The organism is Embleya sp. NPDC025285, assembly GCF_055558835.1.
The window spans coordinates 1-16108 of record NZ_JBVHLU010000076.1 but is presented as its reverse complement, the minus strand read 5'-3'; the positions used below and the strand labels follow the sequence as shown (position 1 = coordinate 16108).

Here is a 16108-nt window from a genome sequence, read left to right as displayed (position 1 = left end):
CCCGGGCCGGGGGTGCGGCGCGGGCGGGGACGGGCAGCCGGCAGCGGCTAGTCGGTGGCCTGTCGGTCGTTGACGGTTTGGATGACGATCGACCGCAGTGAAAGGCCTTGGAGGGCGATGACGGAGGCTGCGGTCCAGGCCAGGACGGTGATGCCGGCGGCGACCTCGCGGCCGGGGGCGTCGGTGCCGGTCCACACCATCGCGACGGTGGCCGCGCCCCATGCCGTCCAGGTCAGTCGGCCGCCGACCGAGCCGAGGCCCGCGACGACCAGGGTGACGAGTCCGGTCCAGGCCCACAGGGAGAACGTCGTGCCGGCGTCGAGAGGCAACGACTGCGTGTGGGTGTCGAGGTAGTGGCGGACCGGGTCGGTGACGGTCAACAGCACTCCGTCCGGCACCGACCCGCCCCGGACATGGCTCTGGCACCAGTGGACCAGGCCGAGCGCGAGGCGGAACAGGCCGATCAGGACGTAGACGATCAGGACGCCGCCGACGGCGGAGCCGGCGGCCGTGAGGGTGGCTCGGATCCATCCGGCCATGCCGTTCCAGCCCAGGCGCGGCGCGCGGTGGATGTCGGAGACGAGCAGGCCGACGTGTCCGTGTCGCCACCACGGCGGGGTGTCGGGGTTGTCCTGGTCGGTGTCGGGCGTGGGTTCGGCGGTTTCGTGGGTCATGTCCGGTCCTCGGGTGCTGTTGGACTGCACCGGCCGGGCGGCCGGGCAGGGTGGGTGGGGCCGCGATTCGGCCTCGTCCTGCGTTCGGGTGGCGAGTGGTCAGGTGTCGCGCAGGCTTTGGATGGCGGCCAGCGCCGCCTGCGGGGAGGTGATCTCGTCCGGGTGGGGCCTGCCGCCGGTTTTGGCGCAGGGGCGGCCCGTTCCGCGCCGGCCCCGCGGTCCGCCCTTGCTCTTGGAGGGTCGGTCCCGGCCGTCCCCGTCCCCGTCGCTGTCGTCGTTTTCCTCGAGGTCTTCGTCGGGGCGGGTCCAGTCGCCCCACAGGCCGCGCTTGTCGAGTTCGGTGATCTCGTGGTCGGTGAGCCGGTTGATCTCGTCCGGGAACAGGTCGCCGAGGTCGGTGTCGAAGTCGGCGTAGAGCGTGCGGATCAGCACGGGGCGGCCGTTGTCGAGAACGATGACCGCCACGCCGCCCGTGCCGACGCCGTTCTCGGGGTCGGCTTCGCCGGTGATCGCCCGGTCGATGGCGCTGCCCTCGACGGCGGCGTAGCGGGCGGGGATCATCGGGATGTCGTAGACGTCGGTCATGGTGCCCTCGACGGCCTTGCGGGTGGCGCCGGGGGAGCCGCAGTTGAAGGTGATGGGGCGGGAGTTCTGTCGCAGGTTGTCCTTCATCGCGGTGGAGAAGCCGTCGTCGACGAAGGGGGATTGGCCTGCGACGCACAGGCCGACGCCGTATTTGAGGCCGGTGACGGTCAGGTCGTCGCCCAGTTGCTGGATCTCCGCGCCGTACTGGGCGTCCTTGGACGCGGCCATGAACTCGTCCGCGTAGACGTTGAGGAGCGAGTAGGGGCAGCGCGGGTCTCCGGGTTTGTAGTCGTGGGGGCGGCCGTCGTGGGACCAGGGCATCTCGGCGCGGATCTCGCACAGGGCCCGGGCGGCGCGCAGGCTGCGGAGCATCCACAGGGGGTCCGCGCCCTGGCGGTCGATGTGCTCGCCGAGCACGGGGAGTTTCCCGTCCGCGCGGACGGAGGACAGCCAGATGACGGCGCCCGCGAGGGATTGCGCGGCCATGCTGAGCGCGAAGTACTGGGTCTTGCCGCTGCGGGAGACGCCGAGGATGAGGGCGTGGCAGGCGGCGTCCTTGTCGGCCTGCCAGACCATGCTCCGCACGGGCTGTTTCGTGACGGTGTATCCGCACACGAACATGCCCTTGGCGTCGGGGGTGAGCAGCTCGCGGGTGGCGCGGAACGTCTGGCTCAGCGGTGGTTCGTCGAAGACGCTGAGCAGGAAGCGGTGACCCTCGATCAGGAGGAACACGCAGGCGTCGTCGTAGGTTCGGCCGAGCGCGCGACAGACCTTGTCCGGGTCCACGCGCGGGTTGTCGGCGGGGTCGACCATCTCCGCCGTGTAGAACGTCACGGCCCGTTCGCGGTCGCGCCTGATGTCAACCAGGCGCGAGCCGGGCGCGCCGCCGCCCGCGCGGGCGACCTTGTCGATCCATTTCTCCTGGTCGGTGGGGGCTTCGCGGCGTCGGCTTCCGGCGTCGGGGGTGACGCGGACCTCGAGCCAGCCGGGGCCGCTCTCACGGCCGGGTTGGTGGGGGACGGTGTCGAGGCGTACGTCGCTCGCGTGGACTCCGAACGCGGCGGCGACGTCGTCCTCGCTCACGCCCTTGATCGGGCGGCCGGGTTCGTCCGCGCGCAGCAGCACCGTCATGTCGTGTGCGGTGCCCTGGTGCGGGACCGCGCGCACGACGTGGGCGCGACCGGGGTTCCCGGCGCGTTCCCACAACGCGGCCGCGCCGCGGGTGAGTGCGTCCGCGCCGGTGTCGACCGGTGCCGGTTCGGCGGGGGCCGGTGCGGGCCTGGGGGCGGGGGTGTGGTCGAGGGCGGGGCGGAAGCGGCGTCTGGTGGTGCGTGAGAGCGGCAGGATCGCCGCCCCGGTCGCTGCCCATCCTGCGGCGATCAGCGCGTCCCAGCCCCAGCCGGGGGTGAGCATCGCGGCCAGGTCGACGCCCAGGCTGGTCACCAGGGGCGACCAGCGCATCATCTTGCGGCCGACGCCTTCCACGCTTCGGGTCGCGTGGAAGGTGGCGAGGGTGCCGGTGGCTCCGGCGAGGACGATCACGCTGTTGGTGATGCCGTCGGGGGCGATGTTGGGGGCGGCGACCAGGACCGGCGCGGCCAGGGCGTAGGCGAGGCGCTCGAGGGCGACGCTGCGGGACACCGAAGGCTCCTTGGGGAAGAGAAGGGGAGAACGTGGGGGAGGGGCGGGAACGACAGGGGGTGGCCACGCCGGTCGGCGTGGCCACCCCCTGTTCGAAGGCGCGTGTGTGGTCGGGTGGTTCAGCGGGCGAAGAAGCCGGGTTTGGGGGTGCGTTCGCGGCGGGTGGTGCGGATCTCGTCCAGCGCCCGGTAGAGCCGGGCGTGCAGCGCCTTGGCCTCGCGGGCGAGGTCGGCGACGTCCTGCGCCGTGTCGTCCAGGGCGTGGACGCGGGCGGCGGCCCCGCGCAGCGACCGGGAGACCTCCCAGGTCATGCCCACGAACCTGGCGTCGAGCTGCGCCTGTGTGATGTCGACGGCCGCGCGCTGGGCGTGGTCCGCGTTGCGGTGCAACCTGGCGGCCAGACGCCCCATTTCGGCGGACGCGTCGTCGACCGCCTTCGCCAGCCGGGTCAACTTGCTCTGGACGGCCCGGAAGCCGTTGTCGCCGTCGGCCGCGACGGCCGCCCGGTTGTTGCCGGACCGCCGTGCCGCGAGTTCGCCGCTCATCGGCAAGACCTCCTTCGGGATCGGGTGGTGGGGTTCACTCGTGGTGGGCGGCGGCGGATGCGTGCCTCAGGCCCGCGTCGACGACGGCGATCATGTCCTCGCCGTAGACCCGGGCGACGTCGCGGGCGACCGTGGCCGCCGCCTCGTACGCGGCCTCGCACTCCTCGGCGCACCGCCGGGCCTGGGCCTTCATGCGGTCGGCGGCGTCCGCGAGGTCGGCGATCCTGCTGGTGACGCGGGTGTCGATGTTGTGGTCGCCGGCCAGGTCGGCGGACATCTCCCGCATGGCGTCCGCAATCTTGCCGACGTCCTGGGCCATCGTCTCGATCTCGTCCTGATCGGTCCGGGCGTCCAACGCGATCTTGGCCATGTCCTGCAGGTACTGCTCGAACGTGGTCTCGGTGCGGTGTCGGGCGGCGAGCCCGCCCTGGGCCGAGGCATTGGCCGGTGGCCTGCTGCTCACGCTGTTCTCCTTGCTGTGGTCGGGCGCGGCGGGTGCGGGCCCGGGTGAGTGGTCGCCCTCGGGGGTCGGGGGTCGGGTGGCGCCCGGGCGCGTGGTGTGGGGTGGTTCGGCCGCGGCTGCCAGGGCCTGCGGGCCGGGTGCGACGGCCGCCGGTGGCCCCGGTGTTCCGGGGTCGCGTGGGGGGCGGCGCTCGTCCTCGACGACCTCCGTCTGCCAGAACACCGTGGGCCCGTCGGGCTGGTCCTGGTCCCGGTGGTGGTGGCGGAGGTTCTCCGCCCACTCCCGCAGTCCGTCCAGGAATTCCGCGATGCGTTCGCGCATCCGACGGCGCCCGCCGTCCGTGTCCTTGCGATCGCGGGTCCTGTCGTCGCCCGCGTCGCCCTGTCCCGCATCGTCCTGCCCACGGTCCTTGTCGTTGCCTCGGTCGTCGCGTGCGTGCTCTCGGCCGGTGTCGGGGTCCGGGTCCGGCTTGTCGGTGGTCCCCGAGGCGTCGGGGGCGACGGGGTCGTCGAGCAGGCGCAGCGTCTCCCAGGCCGTGCAGCGCGGGTCCTTGCACGCGGCGATGATGCGTTTGGCCTCTTCGACGTCCCCGCGGTTGGCCGCCTCGGCGGCGCGGCGCACGGCGTCCCAATCGACCTCGCAGACGTCGTCCGGATCGGCATCGGAACGCCCGCCCCCGCGGCCCTTGGCGCCGTTCTGCCGGCCTTTCGAGCCCCGGGTCGAGTCCTTGGCCCCGGAAGCCTCGTCCCGGCCGTCGGAGGGCCGTTCAGAGGCCTTTGTGCCGTCCTTGCCGGTACCCTTCGGGGTCTTCCCGCCGGTGCCCGTGCTCCCCGAATTCCCGCCGCCGGAACCGGACTTGCCACCGGACGGGCTCTTGCCGCCGGACTCGCCGCCCGAACCCGTCCCGCCGGTCCTGCCGGACCCGGACGACTTGCCCGAACCCGTCCCGCCGGTCTTGCCGGGCCCCGACGACTTGCCCGAGCCCCCGCCGGAACCCTTACCGCCGCCGGAGCCCGCGCCCGTGGTGCCGGGACCCCGGCCGCCGCCCGAGCCCTTCGACCCGGCCCCGGTTCCGGCGCCACCGACCCGCCCGGCGCCCGAGCCCTTGCCGCCACCCGGCGGGGAGCCGCCCGAGCCCTTCGACCCGCCGGCACCCGAGCCGCCGGGGCCGGACCTGCGCCCGGAACCCCCACCGGGGCCGGAGTTGTTACGGGCCCCGGACGCTCCCGAACCGCCTTTGAAGCCGCCCTTGGCGCCGCCGGACCCGCCCGAGTTCCCCCGCGAGCCGCCCGAGCCGCCGGTGTCCGCCTTGCCCCGGGCCCCTGCGCGGTCGGCCCGCCCCTTCACCCGGGCCTGGCGGAGCTTTCCGTTCGCCTCGATCATCCCGACGTCGCGGTCCGTCCGCGCCTGGAGCAGCGCGACCTTCCGAGCTATCTCCGCCTCGCGAAAAGCACTTTCCTCCGCCAGGCGGATCTGACCCTTCGCGACCAGGTATTCCAACCAGTCGCCGAACCGATCGGCGAAGGACCTTCGGTGGGCGTATTCACCGTCGATATCTTCGTCATTTTCCTCGTCGGATTCCTCGTCGCTCCGATTCGGAATGCCCTCGGAGCGCACGGCTGCCGCCGGATCCGGAATGGGAATGGGCGGGAACTCGGGTGTGTGCTGCCGGATTTCCGACGCATCGGGATCGTCATCGTCGTCCGGCGGGGGGACGGTGTCGGGGTAGGTGGGGATGGGCGGCGGGACGTACGAGGCGTCGCCGCGGTCGGGGAACGGCAGCACCCGGCCGTCGTCCCGGTCGTCGGACACGGGATCTCCTCTCGGGGTGGACTTGACAGACGGTGATCTCCGCGTGCACGCGCGCACGCGGGCACGCGGGCACGCTTTTCGCGCGCGAAGCCCCCACGACGAGTTCGTGGGGGCCTCGTGGTCGCGGTCAGTGACGCGGGGGGTGTCGGTCGACGACGGCCTCGGCGTACTTCAGGAGGTCGTCCCAGATCCGTCGATCGCCGGTCGCCCTGTGCTGCATCGCGGTCAGGAACAGACGGTTGACGAGCGCGTAGGCGTCGCGGGCTTCCGACCGGCCGGCTTTGACTTCCTTGGCGATCGCGGTGCGGACCAGACGGAACCAGATTTCCATCGCACCCGACTCGCCGCGCAACTCGCGGGCTCTGCTGTCCTCCCGCGCGAACCATTCCCGGCGTTTCTCCGACCGGAGTTCGGCACTGGTGCGGGGCCGGCTCATGCGGACTTCCCTCGGTCGCGACCGAGATCGTAAATCGACGCGGGACCACCATAACCCGAATTCCCGCCCGTAGAGCCCCTTTCCGCATCGCCGGCGGCGTTCGGTGCGGACCGCAGGGCGGGATTCCTTTTGCGTTCCCGCGCCAATTCCCTTTCCTTGCGGCGGCGGGGCAGGGCATCGACCTCCTCGGCGTGGGCGCGCCGCTTGTGGGTGCTCTTCTCCAGGCCGTCGGTGAGGCCGTGGACATGCTTGAGCACCTCGCGCAGCGCGCTCTCGACCGGCCGCGCACGCAGCCGGGCCTGGTACCAGCGATCGCCCTCCACGTGCACGCCCCGCAGATGCACCCGCGTCTCGCGCTGGAGCAACTCCAGGTTCGCGCCGATGCCCAGCAACACCCGCTGCACATCGGCCAGGTACCTCGCGTACGCCTCCGGATCCTGCGCCACGCTGCGCATCAACGCGGCGTGCCGGGACGCTTCCTCGGCGTCGTTGGTGTTCATCAGGGCCTTCCTCTTCCGGTGGGGGAGTGGGATCTTCGGTGCGGCGCACGGCGCCTTCGCCGGTCCCCGAGGCGATTACGGCGTCTCGGGGGCCGGCGGAACCGTCGGCAACGCGTTCTTCGGGTCAGGCCGGGACGCCTTCGGCAATCCCGAGGAGCTTTCGGGCGCGCTTGCGCCGGTCGTGCGCGGTGGTGACGGAGACGCCGAGGCTTGCGGCGATGTCCTCCAACGTGAGCGCTTCGTCGCCGAGTTCGCGGATCATCGCGGCCACACGGCGCACGTCCCTTTCGGTCGGCGTCATCCGGGCTTCGGCTTCGAGCTCCGCGGCTTTCGCCTCGGCCGCCGCGGCGTCCTGACGGTCGCGGGCGATCCGCAGTTGCGCGGCGGCCCACTCGGCCTCGCTGTCGGCGGCCTTCGCCCGACTTTCGGCCTCGGCCCGCTCCCTTTCGGCGACCCGCGCCCGGCTTTCGGCGGCCTCCTCGGCGGCTTTCGCCGCCTCGGCCTCGGCCCGCTCGCGCTCCGCCTCGGCCGCAGCCTCACGGGCCCGGGCCTCGGCAGCCTCCGCCGACTCCCGTGCCCTCGCCTCCAGTTCGGCGCGCAGCCGGTTCGCGTCCCACCTGAGCTGCTCTTCCTCCGCCTCGCGGCGGGTGCGGGCGGCCTCGGCCTCGGCCTCCGCCGCGATCCGCGCGACGTCCGCCTGGGCCCTCGCCTCACGTAGCCGAAGCTCTTCTTCGGCCCGCCGAAGCTCGGTCGAAGCCGCGTTCTGCGCCTCGGTCCGCGCGAGCGCGAGTTGTCCTTCCGCACGGATCGCGGCGGCCTCCGCTTCCAGTTGCGCGGTGCGGATCCGCGCTTCGCTTTCGACTCGGCGAAGCTCGCTTTCGGCTTGCCGAAAGCGCTCGCGTTCGGCCCGAAGGCGCTCCCGCTCGGCTGCGTCGGCGGGCACGTCCAAGGCCTCGTCGACCGAAAGTCCGAACTTGGCGAGGCGAAGCGGCAGAAGTTCCTCCGAAGTCGCCAGCCGCTTCCACATCTTGTCGTACTTCTTGTGCAGCATCTGCCGATAGACCAGCCGCTCCTGGTCCCGCCGCAGCGCCACCTCGTAGGAGGGGATCTCCCACAGCGTCATCTGCCTCGCGATCCGCGCCGAAGCGACCGGCGACAACAGACGGCGGGACAGCCGCACTCCCTCCATGCGTTCGCGCTCGTCGGCCTCGCCGATGTGCGAGGCGTACAGGTGGGCGGCGATCTCGGAGAAGACGACCCACAGGCTCGCGAGGACCGCGTGGCCCAGCTGCGCGGGGAGCGACACCGACGACGCCCAGTTCAACCAGATCGTCACGCCCGCGCCCGCGCGCGGCACCCACGCCACCCATGCCAGTCGCCGCCCGGAGCGAATCAGCAGCAGGTTGACCAGGGAGAAGCCGAGGATGCTCAGGTCGATGCCGATCGGCAGCATCCACGGGTCGGTGAACGCCCAGCCGCCCTCGGACAGCGGCGCGGCGGCCTTGGCCTCCACGGCGCTGTAGGAGGAGACCAGGCCGAGCCCGGACACCCCGCCCGCGAGCGTGACACACAGGACCAGCAGCCATCTCTCGCCGCGTGAGAACGGCTTCGGCCGCCTCTTGCCCTTCTTCTCCCGGTCCGGGAGCGGATCGGGTACCGGGGTAGTGGTGGGGGTGGTCATGACGTACTCCGTTTCCGAGGACGAGAAAATGGGTGGACCGGTGGAGCCGGGAGCTCCCGGGTTGGCCGGCTCTCCTCACCGCCGCGACCCCGGAACCGGGGGCGCGGCGGATCGGGCAACCGTCAGCCGTGGGCTGCGTGGTCAGCGGGCGGCGCGGCGCGGGAGCCGCGCAGCACGATCGGTGGCGGAGTGGTGGGGGTGGTCGCCGCACGGGCAGTGCGGCGAGGTGCGGCCGCAGCCGCAGAGGCACGGGGCGTCCGGTGTGTCGGTGTCGGAACGGTCGCGAGAGACGGGGCAGCCGAACAGCACCCACACGACGAACCACAGGCCGGCGGCGAGGAACAGCCACATCAGGGCGATCAGGACGTAGGTCATCGGTGTTCTTCTCCGGTCGGGATCGACGGTGGCTGGGTGCCGCGCGGCGGCAGGGCGGAGGTCACGCGGCCCGGCGCATGTCGTCGGTGGTCAACCCGGGCGTGGCGACCACGAGCGGGACCGTGTCCAGGCCGTCGCGGCCGCGCATCACGGTGTTCATGAGGGCGGGGGCGCGGACGGCGAGGTAGGGGTCGACGTCGAGCAGGTCGCGGGCCCGGCCCTCGGTACCGGCGCCGGGCATGCCCTCGAAGAACTCGGCCGGGATGCCGAGCAGCGCCTGGAGGCGGCCGGCCATCGCGGCCGGAGTGGTGGCGGGGGGCGGGGTGTCGATGTGTCGGGCGCCGGGCCCGGGCATGGTGTTCACGGTGGCTCCTGGGTGTTGGGGGTGTTCGCCGGGTCGCGGGTCGGTGATTGGGTGACCGGCCCGCGACGTACTTCGGTCGGGTGTCGGTGGGCGCGTGTCGCCGGGACGGGAGGGACCGGGGCGGGTCGGACCGCCGGGGCGCGGCGGTCGGTGCCGCCGGACCCCTTTCGATGCCGTCGTCCTGGTGGCCGCCGCCGGTAGACGACGGGTCAGGCCGCGGCGCGGGCGCGGTTGCGGGCGGCGCGGCGCTTGAGCGCGCGGCGCTCGTCCTCGCTCAACCCTCCCCACACACCCGCGTCCTGGCCGGACTCCAACGCCCAGCCCAGGCACTGCTCCATCACGGGGCAACGGCGGCTTCTCTGGGGGGCAACCCAGTGTGGTGTGACGTTGTGTAGAGAGGCTAAGTTGATCTTCTGAGAGTCATTCTCAGGGGGTGCGGCTCTGTGGCGGGTTGTTGCATCAACCGTCAGATCATGGAGTTGCAAGTGCGGGCCTTTCCTGTGGATTTGCCGTCTGGAGTGCGGTACTGGACGGTCGTCGACGACGACCTCCTGGTGGTACCGGTCGCTGATCAGTGGCTGCGTTTCTTGCGGTTCGGCCGGAGCCGGGCCGAGTTGACGACGAAGGCGTTCGCCGGCGGCGCGTCGTTGTACCTGCGCTGGTGTCAGGCGACCGGGCGTCAATGGCCCACGGCAGCACGGGACTTGGGCTTGTTCATGGTCTGGCTGAAGTACACGCCTTCGACGCCGGACGGCGGCTCCGCGCCGGTGGTGCCGGGTCCGGGGTCGGAGCCGGCCCGGGGGGAGCGGCGGATCAACGCCGTGTTGTCGGCAGTACGGGGGCTGTTGTCGTACGCGGTGTCGGTGGGCGAGGCACCGCGCTCGGTCCTCGGGCAGATCTATGAGCTGGCGGACAGCCGGGACTTGCCGGTGGAGGCCCAGGGCGAGGACAGCGGTCTGTCCTACCGGCTCCGGGCCCGTCACCGGGTGCGGGAGCCGGAGGCGGATGTGGACCGGGCCTCCGACGAGGAACTGGTGGCGATGTTCCTGGAGTGCCGCAGTGCCCGGGACCGGCTGGTCGTGCTGCTGCACGGCCGGGTCGGGCTGCGCCGCGGCCAGGTGGCCGGTCTGCGCCGCGGCGACTGCCACCTGCTGCCCGATTCCCGGGCCCTGGGCTGCGACCACAAGAGTGCTCATCTGCACGTTCGGCGCCGTGAGAACAGCAACGGCGCCTGGTCGAAGTCGAAGCAGGCGTGGACCCAACCGCTGGACTTCCTCGTGGTCCAGGCCTTCGACCAGTACGTCGACGAACGCCACGAGATCCTGGGGGCAGGCGGCAGCGACTTCCTGCTGGTGAACCTGTTCCGCGAGCCGCTCGGGGCGCCCATGACGCCCGATGCGTTGGGTGAGCTCTTCGAGCGCTTGAGCCGGCGCGCGAAGTTGTCCCGGAAGGTGGGCCCGCACATGGCACGCCGGGCGTTCGGCAGCAATGTCTCGGACGCCGGCGGGTCGTTGGACGAGGTGCAGGTCCTGCTCGGGCAGACGCACCCGGGGTCTGCCCGGCCCTATCTGATCCCCGATCGGGCCCGGCTGCGCGAGGCGATCGAACGGGTTCCGTCGCCGCGGGTCCGGCCCGGATTCGGGGAGATCTGATGGCGACGCCGCTGTCTCCGGCCCAGGAGCCGCAGGACCTGAGGATGCGGGAGATCGTCGCCGCGCTGGACGTCGACTTCCTGAGCCTGCTCGGCTGGGACTGGGACGTGCGGGTGGTCCGCTATCCCAAGAGCCACCCGGTGCTGGGAATGCCGGACTGCCGGATCTCCGGCTGCGTCACGGGGACCGTGCTCGGCGAACCGATGTGTGTGGGCTGCACGATCCGCTGGAGGAAGTCCGGGTTGTCCCTGGAGGACTTCACCGCCGGAGGCAGGACCGGCCAATACCGAAGCATCGGCCAGACGCTTTGCCGGGTGCCGGGCTGTGAACGGCCGTGCAGGTCGGTTGCCGCCCGCGTCTGCTCAGCGCACCACTACCAATGGTCGAGGTCGGGCGACCCGACGCTGGAGGACTTCCTCCAACGCCCGAATCTGCGGCCGCTGGCCGGCATCGGGCCTTGCCGGGTCGCCTCCTGTTACCGGGTGCGAGGCAGAGAGGGAAACGTCTACTGCGACGTGCACTCCGCGCGGCTCGCCATCGAACGCCGACGCGGGAGCTTCGACGGTGACGAACAGCGGTGGCGCCTGACGACACCGGCGGTGGCCGTCGGCCGGGAGGTCAGCCTGAGGGGTCTGCCCGACCGGCTGGCCGCCGAGCTGCTCTACTGCCTGCAGGTCCGCACCGCGCGGGACGTGAAGACCCGCGACCACCGGTTCCGGCAGCTCTGCGACCGGCTGCGGCTCCTTGGGGTCCCGAGCCTGGAAGCACTCGAGGACGCGGACCTGGTTCGCGCGGAAACGACCGGCGACCTCCGAATGCTCGTCCGAGGCGCCCGGACGGCTCTGCGCCGATTGGGGACGACTCCGGAGACCGAACGACTCGAAGACGTATGGGACTTGGTGGTCTTCGGGCACAACGGCACGCTCAATTTCAGCAAGATCCATCACAGGCATTTCCGCGAAGCGGTCAAGATATGGGCCTACGACGAGCTCCCGCGACGGCGGGGCCGGTCCGTCGCCAGTGCGTTGCAGAACATGATCCGCGGCATGACGTTGCTCTCGGAGAGCCTGCGGCTGCAGCGTGAGGACGCCGGCCGGCAGCCAAGGCTCCTCGGCCGCACGGACATGGTCAATTTCTGCAATCGGGTCGCCTTCCTCGCCGAGACCGGCACGTTCGGCGCACACCATCGGGTCAACGTGATCCGTTACGTCCGGCAGATCACGAACAGGATCCGGGTCATGGGGCTGACCGGGCCCGGCCAGATACTGGAGGGCCTGCCGAGCGACTTCACGTTGTCCAGCCAGGACATCCCGGACGAGCCCGAGGACGCCGAGGCCGGCCGGGACCTGCCGGACGAGGTGATGCGAGAGCTCTGCGACAACCTCGACCTGCTGGAGAAGACCAGCAACCGCGAGTACCGCGTCGCCACCGAGCTGGTGATCGACACCGGGCGACGGCCCGACGAGATCGCCACGTTGAAGTGGGACTGTCTGGCCAAGGACCCGGACGGTTCGCTCATCCTGCTCTACGACAACCACAAGAACTACCGGCTGGGCCGCCGTCTGCCGATCGCTAAGGCGACCGCCGCCGTGATCACAGAGCAGCAGGAACGAGTACGCGAGCGATTCCCCGGCACCCCGACCGGCATGCTCAAACTGCTGCCCAGTCCCGTGGCCAACCCGGCGGGGAAGAAGTCCATCGGCCCGATCGGGGACGCGCACCGGGCGTGGGTCGACGAGTTGGCCGACATCATGATCCCCGTCGTGGTGGAGGTCGACGGGCAGCCCGTGACGAAGCTGCTGCCGTTCGACAAGTCCAGGATCTTTCCCTACGCCTACCGCCACACCTATGCCCAACGTCACGCGGACGAGGGCATCGCGCCGGATGTCCTCATGGATTTGATGGACCATCGCGAATTGTCCACCACACAGACGTACTACCGGGTCAGCCAGGAGCGACGACGCGAAGCCGTCGACCGGGTCACCGCCCTGCAGTTCGACCGACACGGCAGCCGCGTCTGGCGCAAGGCCCAGGGACTGCTCGACTCCGAACACGTGCGGCGAGCCATCGGCGAGGTCGCCACGGCCTACGGCGTCTGCCTGGAGCCCCACAACGTCGCGGCCGGCGGGCAGAGTTGCCCGATCAGGTTCCGCTGCGTGGGCTGCAACCACTTCCGCACCGACGTCTCCTACCTTCCGGACCTGGAGCGATACCTGTCCGACCTGCTACAAAGCCGCGAACGGCTGATGTCGGCCTTCGAAGCCGACGACTGGGCCCGCAGCGAGGCCCTGCCCTCCGAGGAGGAGATAAGCCGGGTCCGCCGCCTCATCAACCGGGTCAAGGCGGACCTGGACGACCTGTCCGTCGAGGAACGCTCCCAGATAGAGGAAGCAGTCGCCGTGGTCCGCCGCGGCCGCTCAGTGATGCTGGGCATGCCCCGCGTCGGCCAGCCGCTTCCCGACGTCAGGCCCTGGAGGCTTCCGTGATCCCTGCCATGCGCGACGGCCGGCAGGCCGACACCGAGCGGCGCCGCCAGCGCGTCGCCACCGCAGTGAAGAACGCCGCGAGGAACGGCACGCCCATCAGCGTCTCTGCGATCGCCCGGCAAGCCGGAGTCGATCGCAGCTTCCTCTACCGTCACCGCGACCTCCTGGAGATCGTGCACGCGGCCGAGCTCGAACCTGCGACCCAGGACCCGGCAGGCACTTCGCCGGTGAGCCGGGCCTCGCTTCAGGCCGATCTCGCCAACGCCCAGGCTCGCAACACTCGCCTGGCGTCCCACGTTCAGCAGTTGGAGAAACGGCTCTCGCAGGTGCTGGGGACCCAGGCCTGGCAGGAGTCGGGCCTCGGAGCCCCAGCAGACATCGACGAGCTCCAACGGAAGATCACGAGGCTGGAGCAGCAGAATGTGGACTTGACCGCTTCGCTGGAGGAAGCACGATCTGATCTCGAAGCCGCGAGGGCGGCCAACCGTGATCTGACCAGAGCACTGAATCAACGTGCCTGAGCTTGGCCGTCTCAGGGCGGCGCAGGATCGAGTGTTACGGAGTAAGCGAGCATGTGGGACGGGCCCTTCTATCGAGTCAAACGCGATGGATACGAGATCTGTTTCGTACCTGGAGCAGGAGAGGACCTGGACGAGGTCTGCAACGTGGACATGTGGGTCGTCCGCGATGATGGCGAACGCTGGTCCGGAACTGTGTTCACGCTCGACGAGGTGCACCGCATCATGGACCGCCAGCGCCAGGCAGGAGACCCGGAAGGCGATTACTGGTGGTGTTGGGACGGCCTCATCGTCCGCGACCCGGGCGTGGCGTCTATGGCCGCGGTCATCGACGGACTCGTCGCCTCCGGCGAGTACGAGACGGTCCTTCGTCATGTCGGCCCCGAAAAGGACATCTGACCTGAAGGGCTGAGGCCGGATCACGTCGAACGGCAGTGGTGCCACATGTGTTGCACACGATAGTCTCAGCTGAACCGGCGCTGAGCTGCACATAGTGGTCTCCACTCGCCTCGCGCCACACGGTTACCCCCAGAGAAGGCGGCAGACCGCCTTCGCCTCCTCGATCTGGAGCAGGGCGGGGCCGGTGTTGCCGAGCGGGAAGAACAGCTCCGGGTCTTCGTCGCGGCAGGCAGCGACGTGGCGCCAGTCCATGGAGTACCTCTCCGGCCGCGGCGGGCGCGGCCTGTGTCGTGGGTGCGGTGATCGGTACGTGCACGGGGCCGTGCCACCGGAGTTCGGTGGCACGACCCCGAGGACGGGCGGTTCAGCGGGCGGCCATCTGCACGCGGGCCAGGGCCTCGGCCGCGCGTTCGGCGGCAGCCAGATCGGCGGCGGCCTTGGCACGCAGACGCTCCAGCTCGGCCATGTCCTCGTCGCTCACGGCCGTCACCGCTTCTCGGCCCGGCGGCGCGCGGCGTCCATCCGGACCCGGCGCAGCGCCTCGTTGGACTGTCCGCCGTCTTCGGGCCGGGGTTCGGCGGGCACAGGGTTGTTGTTCGATACGGTGGGGTTCACAGGCGTTTTCCCTTCAGGTTGGGCCTGTTGCGGCTCCGGGGCTTCGACCCCCGGGGCCGCTTTGTGCTTCTTCGGCCGTTCCAGCGGCCGTGAGGGCCGACACCGCAACCGGTGTCGGCCCTCACGGGTGCTGGGATACGCCGGGCCCGGGCGGGCACGGCGGCCTGCCCGGTGTGGTTCGTGGGTGTCGTCCGTCGGTGCGGTTCCATGTCGGCGACCGCAGATGGTTCGTGCGCCCCACCGCCGGCCCGATCGACCCCTGTTCTTCCCACCGTGCGGGCTGTTTGGTGTCCCGAACACAGACCCGGACAGGCCCCTGACCAGGTGGGACAGTCACCGCAGTGTTCGGGACAGCCCAGGGCTGTTGTTCTTCGCAGCGCCGACGGAAAGCCTTGTTGCTCGTCGTCCGTGTCGCTCGACGGGGCGCTCACTCGACAAGGCCTCGGGGCCGAAGCCGCCCGACGGCCGGTTCTTTCGGATGCTTCGAACAACAACGGGAGTTCTCATGCGACTTCGTCATGCGCTCACCGCGGCTGTCATCGGCACCTCGCTGGTGACCGGTGCCATGGCCGTACCCGCGCAAGCCGTACCCACTGGCAGGGTCGGCTCGTCCGCCAATCCTGCCGAGTACGACTGCCCCCGGGTCCACACGACCGGCCAGTACGCGTACACCTGGTGCCGCGTGTACAAGGGCAAGGTCCGCCTGATCGCCGACTGCAACGGGCCCGACGCCTACTCGGGCTGGATCACCCCGAAGGCGGGCAACCCGACCCAGCGGCTGCAGGCGGGACCGTGCCGCCTCGGGCTCGGGCCCAACAGCGGTGTGCAGGGGGCGTCCTGATGGCCGACCATCGCGGCAGGCGCCTCGCGCACTCCGCAGCCGCGGCGGCAGCAGCGCTGCTGTTCGGGTTCGTCGGCCCGGTCGGTTCCGCGACTGCGGCCGTCGACGGCTCGGGTTCCGGCTCGTCCGCCGGCGTCGTCGTCGCGCGATGGACCGTCAACGTGAAATGCCCGGTGGAGCGCATCTCCGACCTGCACATCGTGGACGTGGTGTATGGAACCGGGACAGGATCCACCCACGCCAGCGCCAAGAAGAACGCCCTGAAAGACGCCAACAATCAGATACCGGCAGGGCACCGAGCGCACCACTGCAGGGTGATCTAAGAAGTCGTTTCATTTGGCATATTGGCGATAGCAGATCAATGCGGCAGCGATGCTGACGAACGCGCCGAAGTGCGCCGCCTTGACCTCGTATCGGCGGTGGAGGCGGCGGAAGGCGTTGAGCCAGGACGTTGGGTCGGCCGCGCGGCGAGGTGCCCGCTGGGCGGGTCCTTTTCCGCGCGGCCTCCCGCCGAACCGGAC

The 16108-nt window shown here is 70.9% G+C and carries 17 protein-coding genes and 3 pseudogenes; 6 read left to right on the top strand and 14 right to left on the bottom strand.

Annotated elements, in window-relative coordinates; translation table 11 throughout:
- Nucleotides 1-47: 47 nt before the first annotated feature.
- From ACZ4FV_RS36695 to ACZ4FV_RS36650, 10 genes and pseudogenes are all read right to left on the bottom strand, one after another.
- The gene (locus ACZ4FV_RS36695) at nt 48-674 is read right to left on the bottom strand and encodes a hypothetical protein (RefSeq protein ID WP_465324832.1); all 627 of its coding nucleotides are present in this window, start codon (nt 672-674) and stop codon (nt 48-50) included.
- Nucleotides 675-773: 99 nt separating this feature from the next.
- Entirely contained in the window at nt 774-2900 is a 2127-nt protein-coding gene (locus ACZ4FV_RS36690) for a chromosome segregation protein ParM (protein WP_465324829.1), read from the bottom strand.
- Between the two features lie 119 nt (nt 2901-3019).
- Nucleotides 3020-3445 carry a conjugal transfer protein TraB gene (locus ACZ4FV_RS36685; protein WP_465324825.1) on the bottom strand — a complete coding sequence of 142 codons (426 nt, stop codon included), beginning with the start codon at nt 3443-3445 and terminating at the stop codon, nt 3020-3022.
- A gap of 34 nt (nt 3446-3479) precedes the next feature.
- Complete coding sequence (locus ACZ4FV_RS36680; protein WP_465324822.1) at nt 3480-5720, bottom strand: hypothetical protein; 2241 nt, start codon at nt 5718-5720, stop codon at nt 3480-3482.
- 127 nt (nt 5721-5847) lie between these two features.
- Nucleotides 5848-6156: a hypothetical protein gene (locus ACZ4FV_RS36675; protein WP_465324820.1), complete on the bottom strand. Its 309-nt coding sequence runs from the start codon at nt 6154-6156 to the stop codon at nt 5848-5850.
- Complete coding sequence (locus ACZ4FV_RS36670) at nt 6153-6656, bottom strand: hypothetical protein (RefSeq protein WP_465324818.1); 504 nt, start codon at nt 6654-6656, stop codon at nt 6153-6155. Before ACZ4FV_RS36670 ends, ACZ4FV_RS36675 begins: the two co-directional genes overlap by 4 nt.
- Nucleotides 6657-6780: 124 nt before the next feature.
- Nucleotides 6781-8337, bottom strand: a complete 1557-nt coding sequence (locus ACZ4FV_RS36665; protein WP_465324814.1) for a DUF2637 domain-containing protein — start codon at nt 8335-8337, stop codon at nt 6781-6783.
- A gap of 141 nt (nt 8338-8478) precedes the next feature.
- Nucleotides 8479-8712 carry a hypothetical protein gene (locus ACZ4FV_RS36660; protein WP_465324811.1) on the bottom strand — a complete coding sequence of 78 codons (234 nt, stop codon included), beginning with the start codon at nt 8710-8712 and terminating at the stop codon, nt 8479-8481.
- Nucleotides 8713-8773: 61 nt separating this feature from the next.
- Nucleotides 8774-9076, bottom strand: a complete 303-nt coding sequence (locus ACZ4FV_RS36655; protein ID WP_465324807.1) for a hypothetical protein — start codon at nt 9074-9076, stop codon at nt 8774-8776.
- A 209-nt stretch (nt 9077-9285) separates the two neighbouring features.
- Nucleotides 9286-9429 (bottom strand): annotated as a pseudogene (locus ACZ4FV_RS36650) (WhiB family transcriptional regulator); the annotation flags it as partial.
- 120 nt (nt 9430-9549) lie between these two features.
- Here ACZ4FV_RS36650 and ACZ4FV_RS36645 point away from each other — a divergent pair.
- From ACZ4FV_RS36645 to ACZ4FV_RS36630, 4 genes are all read left to right on the top strand, one after another.
- Nucleotides 9550-10728 carry a tyrosine-type recombinase/integrase gene (locus ACZ4FV_RS36645; protein ID WP_465324804.1) on the top strand — a complete coding sequence of 393 codons (1179 nt, stop codon included), beginning with the start codon at nt 9550-9552 and terminating at the stop codon, nt 10726-10728.
- Nucleotides 10728-13214, top strand: coding sequence for a hypothetical protein (locus ACZ4FV_RS36640; protein ID WP_465324802.1), 2487 nt, complete (start codon nt 10728-10730; stop codon nt 13212-13214). Before ACZ4FV_RS36645 ends, ACZ4FV_RS36640 begins: the two co-directional genes overlap by 1 nt.
- Nucleotides 13211-13735, top strand: a complete 525-nt coding sequence (locus tag ACZ4FV_RS36635; protein WP_465324800.1) for a DUF6262 family protein — start codon at nt 13211-13213, stop codon at nt 13733-13735. The genes ACZ4FV_RS36640 and ACZ4FV_RS36635 overlap by 4 nt, the downstream gene beginning before the upstream one ends.
- A 144-nt stretch (nt 13736-13879) precedes the next feature.
- Nucleotides 13880-14131 (top strand): hypothetical protein, encoded by a 252-nt coding sequence (locus ACZ4FV_RS36630; protein WP_465324798.1) that lies wholly within the window; start codon nt 13880-13882, stop codon nt 14129-14131.
- A 138-nt stretch (nt 14132-14269) separates the two neighbouring features.
- On the opposite strand, the pseudogene ACZ4FV_RS36625 reads toward ACZ4FV_RS36630, so the two are convergent.
- The 3 genes and pseudogenes from ACZ4FV_RS36625 to ACZ4FV_RS36615 form a co-directional block, all read right to left on the bottom strand.
- Nucleotides 14270-14383 (bottom strand): annotated as a pseudogene (locus ACZ4FV_RS36625) (WhiB family transcriptional regulator); the annotation flags it as partial.
- A 112-nt stretch (nt 14384-14495) separates the two neighbouring features.
- On the bottom strand, nt 14496-14621 hold the full coding sequence (locus ACZ4FV_RS36620) for a hypothetical protein (RefSeq protein WP_465324795.1): 126 nt from the start codon (nt 14619-14621) through the stop codon (nt 14496-14498).
- Entirely contained in the window at nt 14618-14746 is a 129-nt protein-coding gene (locus ACZ4FV_RS36615; RefSeq protein WP_465324793.1) for a hypothetical protein, read from the bottom strand. Before ACZ4FV_RS36615 ends, ACZ4FV_RS36620 begins: the two co-directional genes overlap by 4 nt.
- Nucleotides 14747-15251: 505 nt before the next feature.
- Here ACZ4FV_RS36615 and ACZ4FV_RS36610 point away from each other — a divergent pair.
- Nucleotides 15252-15587, top strand: a complete 336-nt coding sequence (locus ACZ4FV_RS36610) for a hypothetical protein (RefSeq protein WP_465324791.1) — start codon at nt 15252-15254, stop codon at nt 15585-15587.
- Nucleotides 15587-15910: a hypothetical protein gene (locus tag ACZ4FV_RS36605; RefSeq protein ID WP_465324789.1), complete on the top strand. Its 324-nt coding sequence runs from the start codon at nt 15587-15589 to the stop codon at nt 15908-15910. The genes ACZ4FV_RS36610 and ACZ4FV_RS36605 overlap by 1 nt, the downstream gene beginning before the upstream one ends.
- Nucleotides 15911-15919: 9 nt before the next feature.
- On the opposite strand, the pseudogene ACZ4FV_RS36600 reads toward ACZ4FV_RS36605, so the two are convergent.
- Nucleotides 15920-16108, bottom strand: a pseudogene (locus tag ACZ4FV_RS36600) (hypothetical protein); the annotation flags it as partial.

Bases quoted from the DNA above. Each gene is read 5' to 3' on its own strand.
- ACZ4FV_RS36670 (WP_465324818.1), bottom strand. From the start codon at position 6,656: ATGAACACCAACGACGCCGAGGAAGCGTCCCGGCACGCCGCGTTGATG.
- ACZ4FV_RS36640 (WP_465324802.1), top strand. From the start codon at position 10,728: ATGGCGACGCCGCTGTCTCCGGCCCAGGAGCCGCAGGACCTGAGGATG.
- ACZ4FV_RS36675 (WP_465324820.1), bottom strand. From the start codon at position 6,156: ATGAGCCGGCCCCGCACCAGTGCCGAACTCCGGTCGGAGAAACGCCGG.
- ACZ4FV_RS36605 (WP_465324789.1), top strand. From the start codon at position 15,587: ATGGCCGACCATCGCGGCAGGCGCCTCGCGCACTCCGCAGCCGCGGCG.
- ACZ4FV_RS36610 (WP_465324791.1), top strand. From the start codon at position 15,252: ATGCGACTTCGTCATGCGCTCACCGCGGCTGTCATCGGCACCTCGCTG.
- ACZ4FV_RS36660 (WP_465324811.1), bottom strand. From the start codon at position 8,712: ATGACCTACGTCCTGATCGCCCTGATGTGGCTGTTCCTCGCCGCCGGC.
- ACZ4FV_RS36695 (WP_465324832.1), bottom strand. From the start codon at position 674: ATGACCCACGAAACCGCCGAACCCACGCCCGACACCGACCAGGACAAC.
- ACZ4FV_RS36665 (WP_465324814.1), bottom strand. From the start codon at position 8,337: ATGACCACCCCCACCACTACCCCGGTACCCGATCCGCTCCCGGACCGG.
- ACZ4FV_RS36645 (WP_465324804.1), top strand. From the start codon at position 9,550: ATGGAGTTGCAAGTGCGGGCCTTTCCTGTGGATTTGCCGTCTGGAGTG.
- ACZ4FV_RS36685 (WP_465324825.1), bottom strand. From the start codon at position 3,445: ATGAGCGGCGAACTCGCGGCACGGCGGTCCGGCAACAACCGGGCGGCC.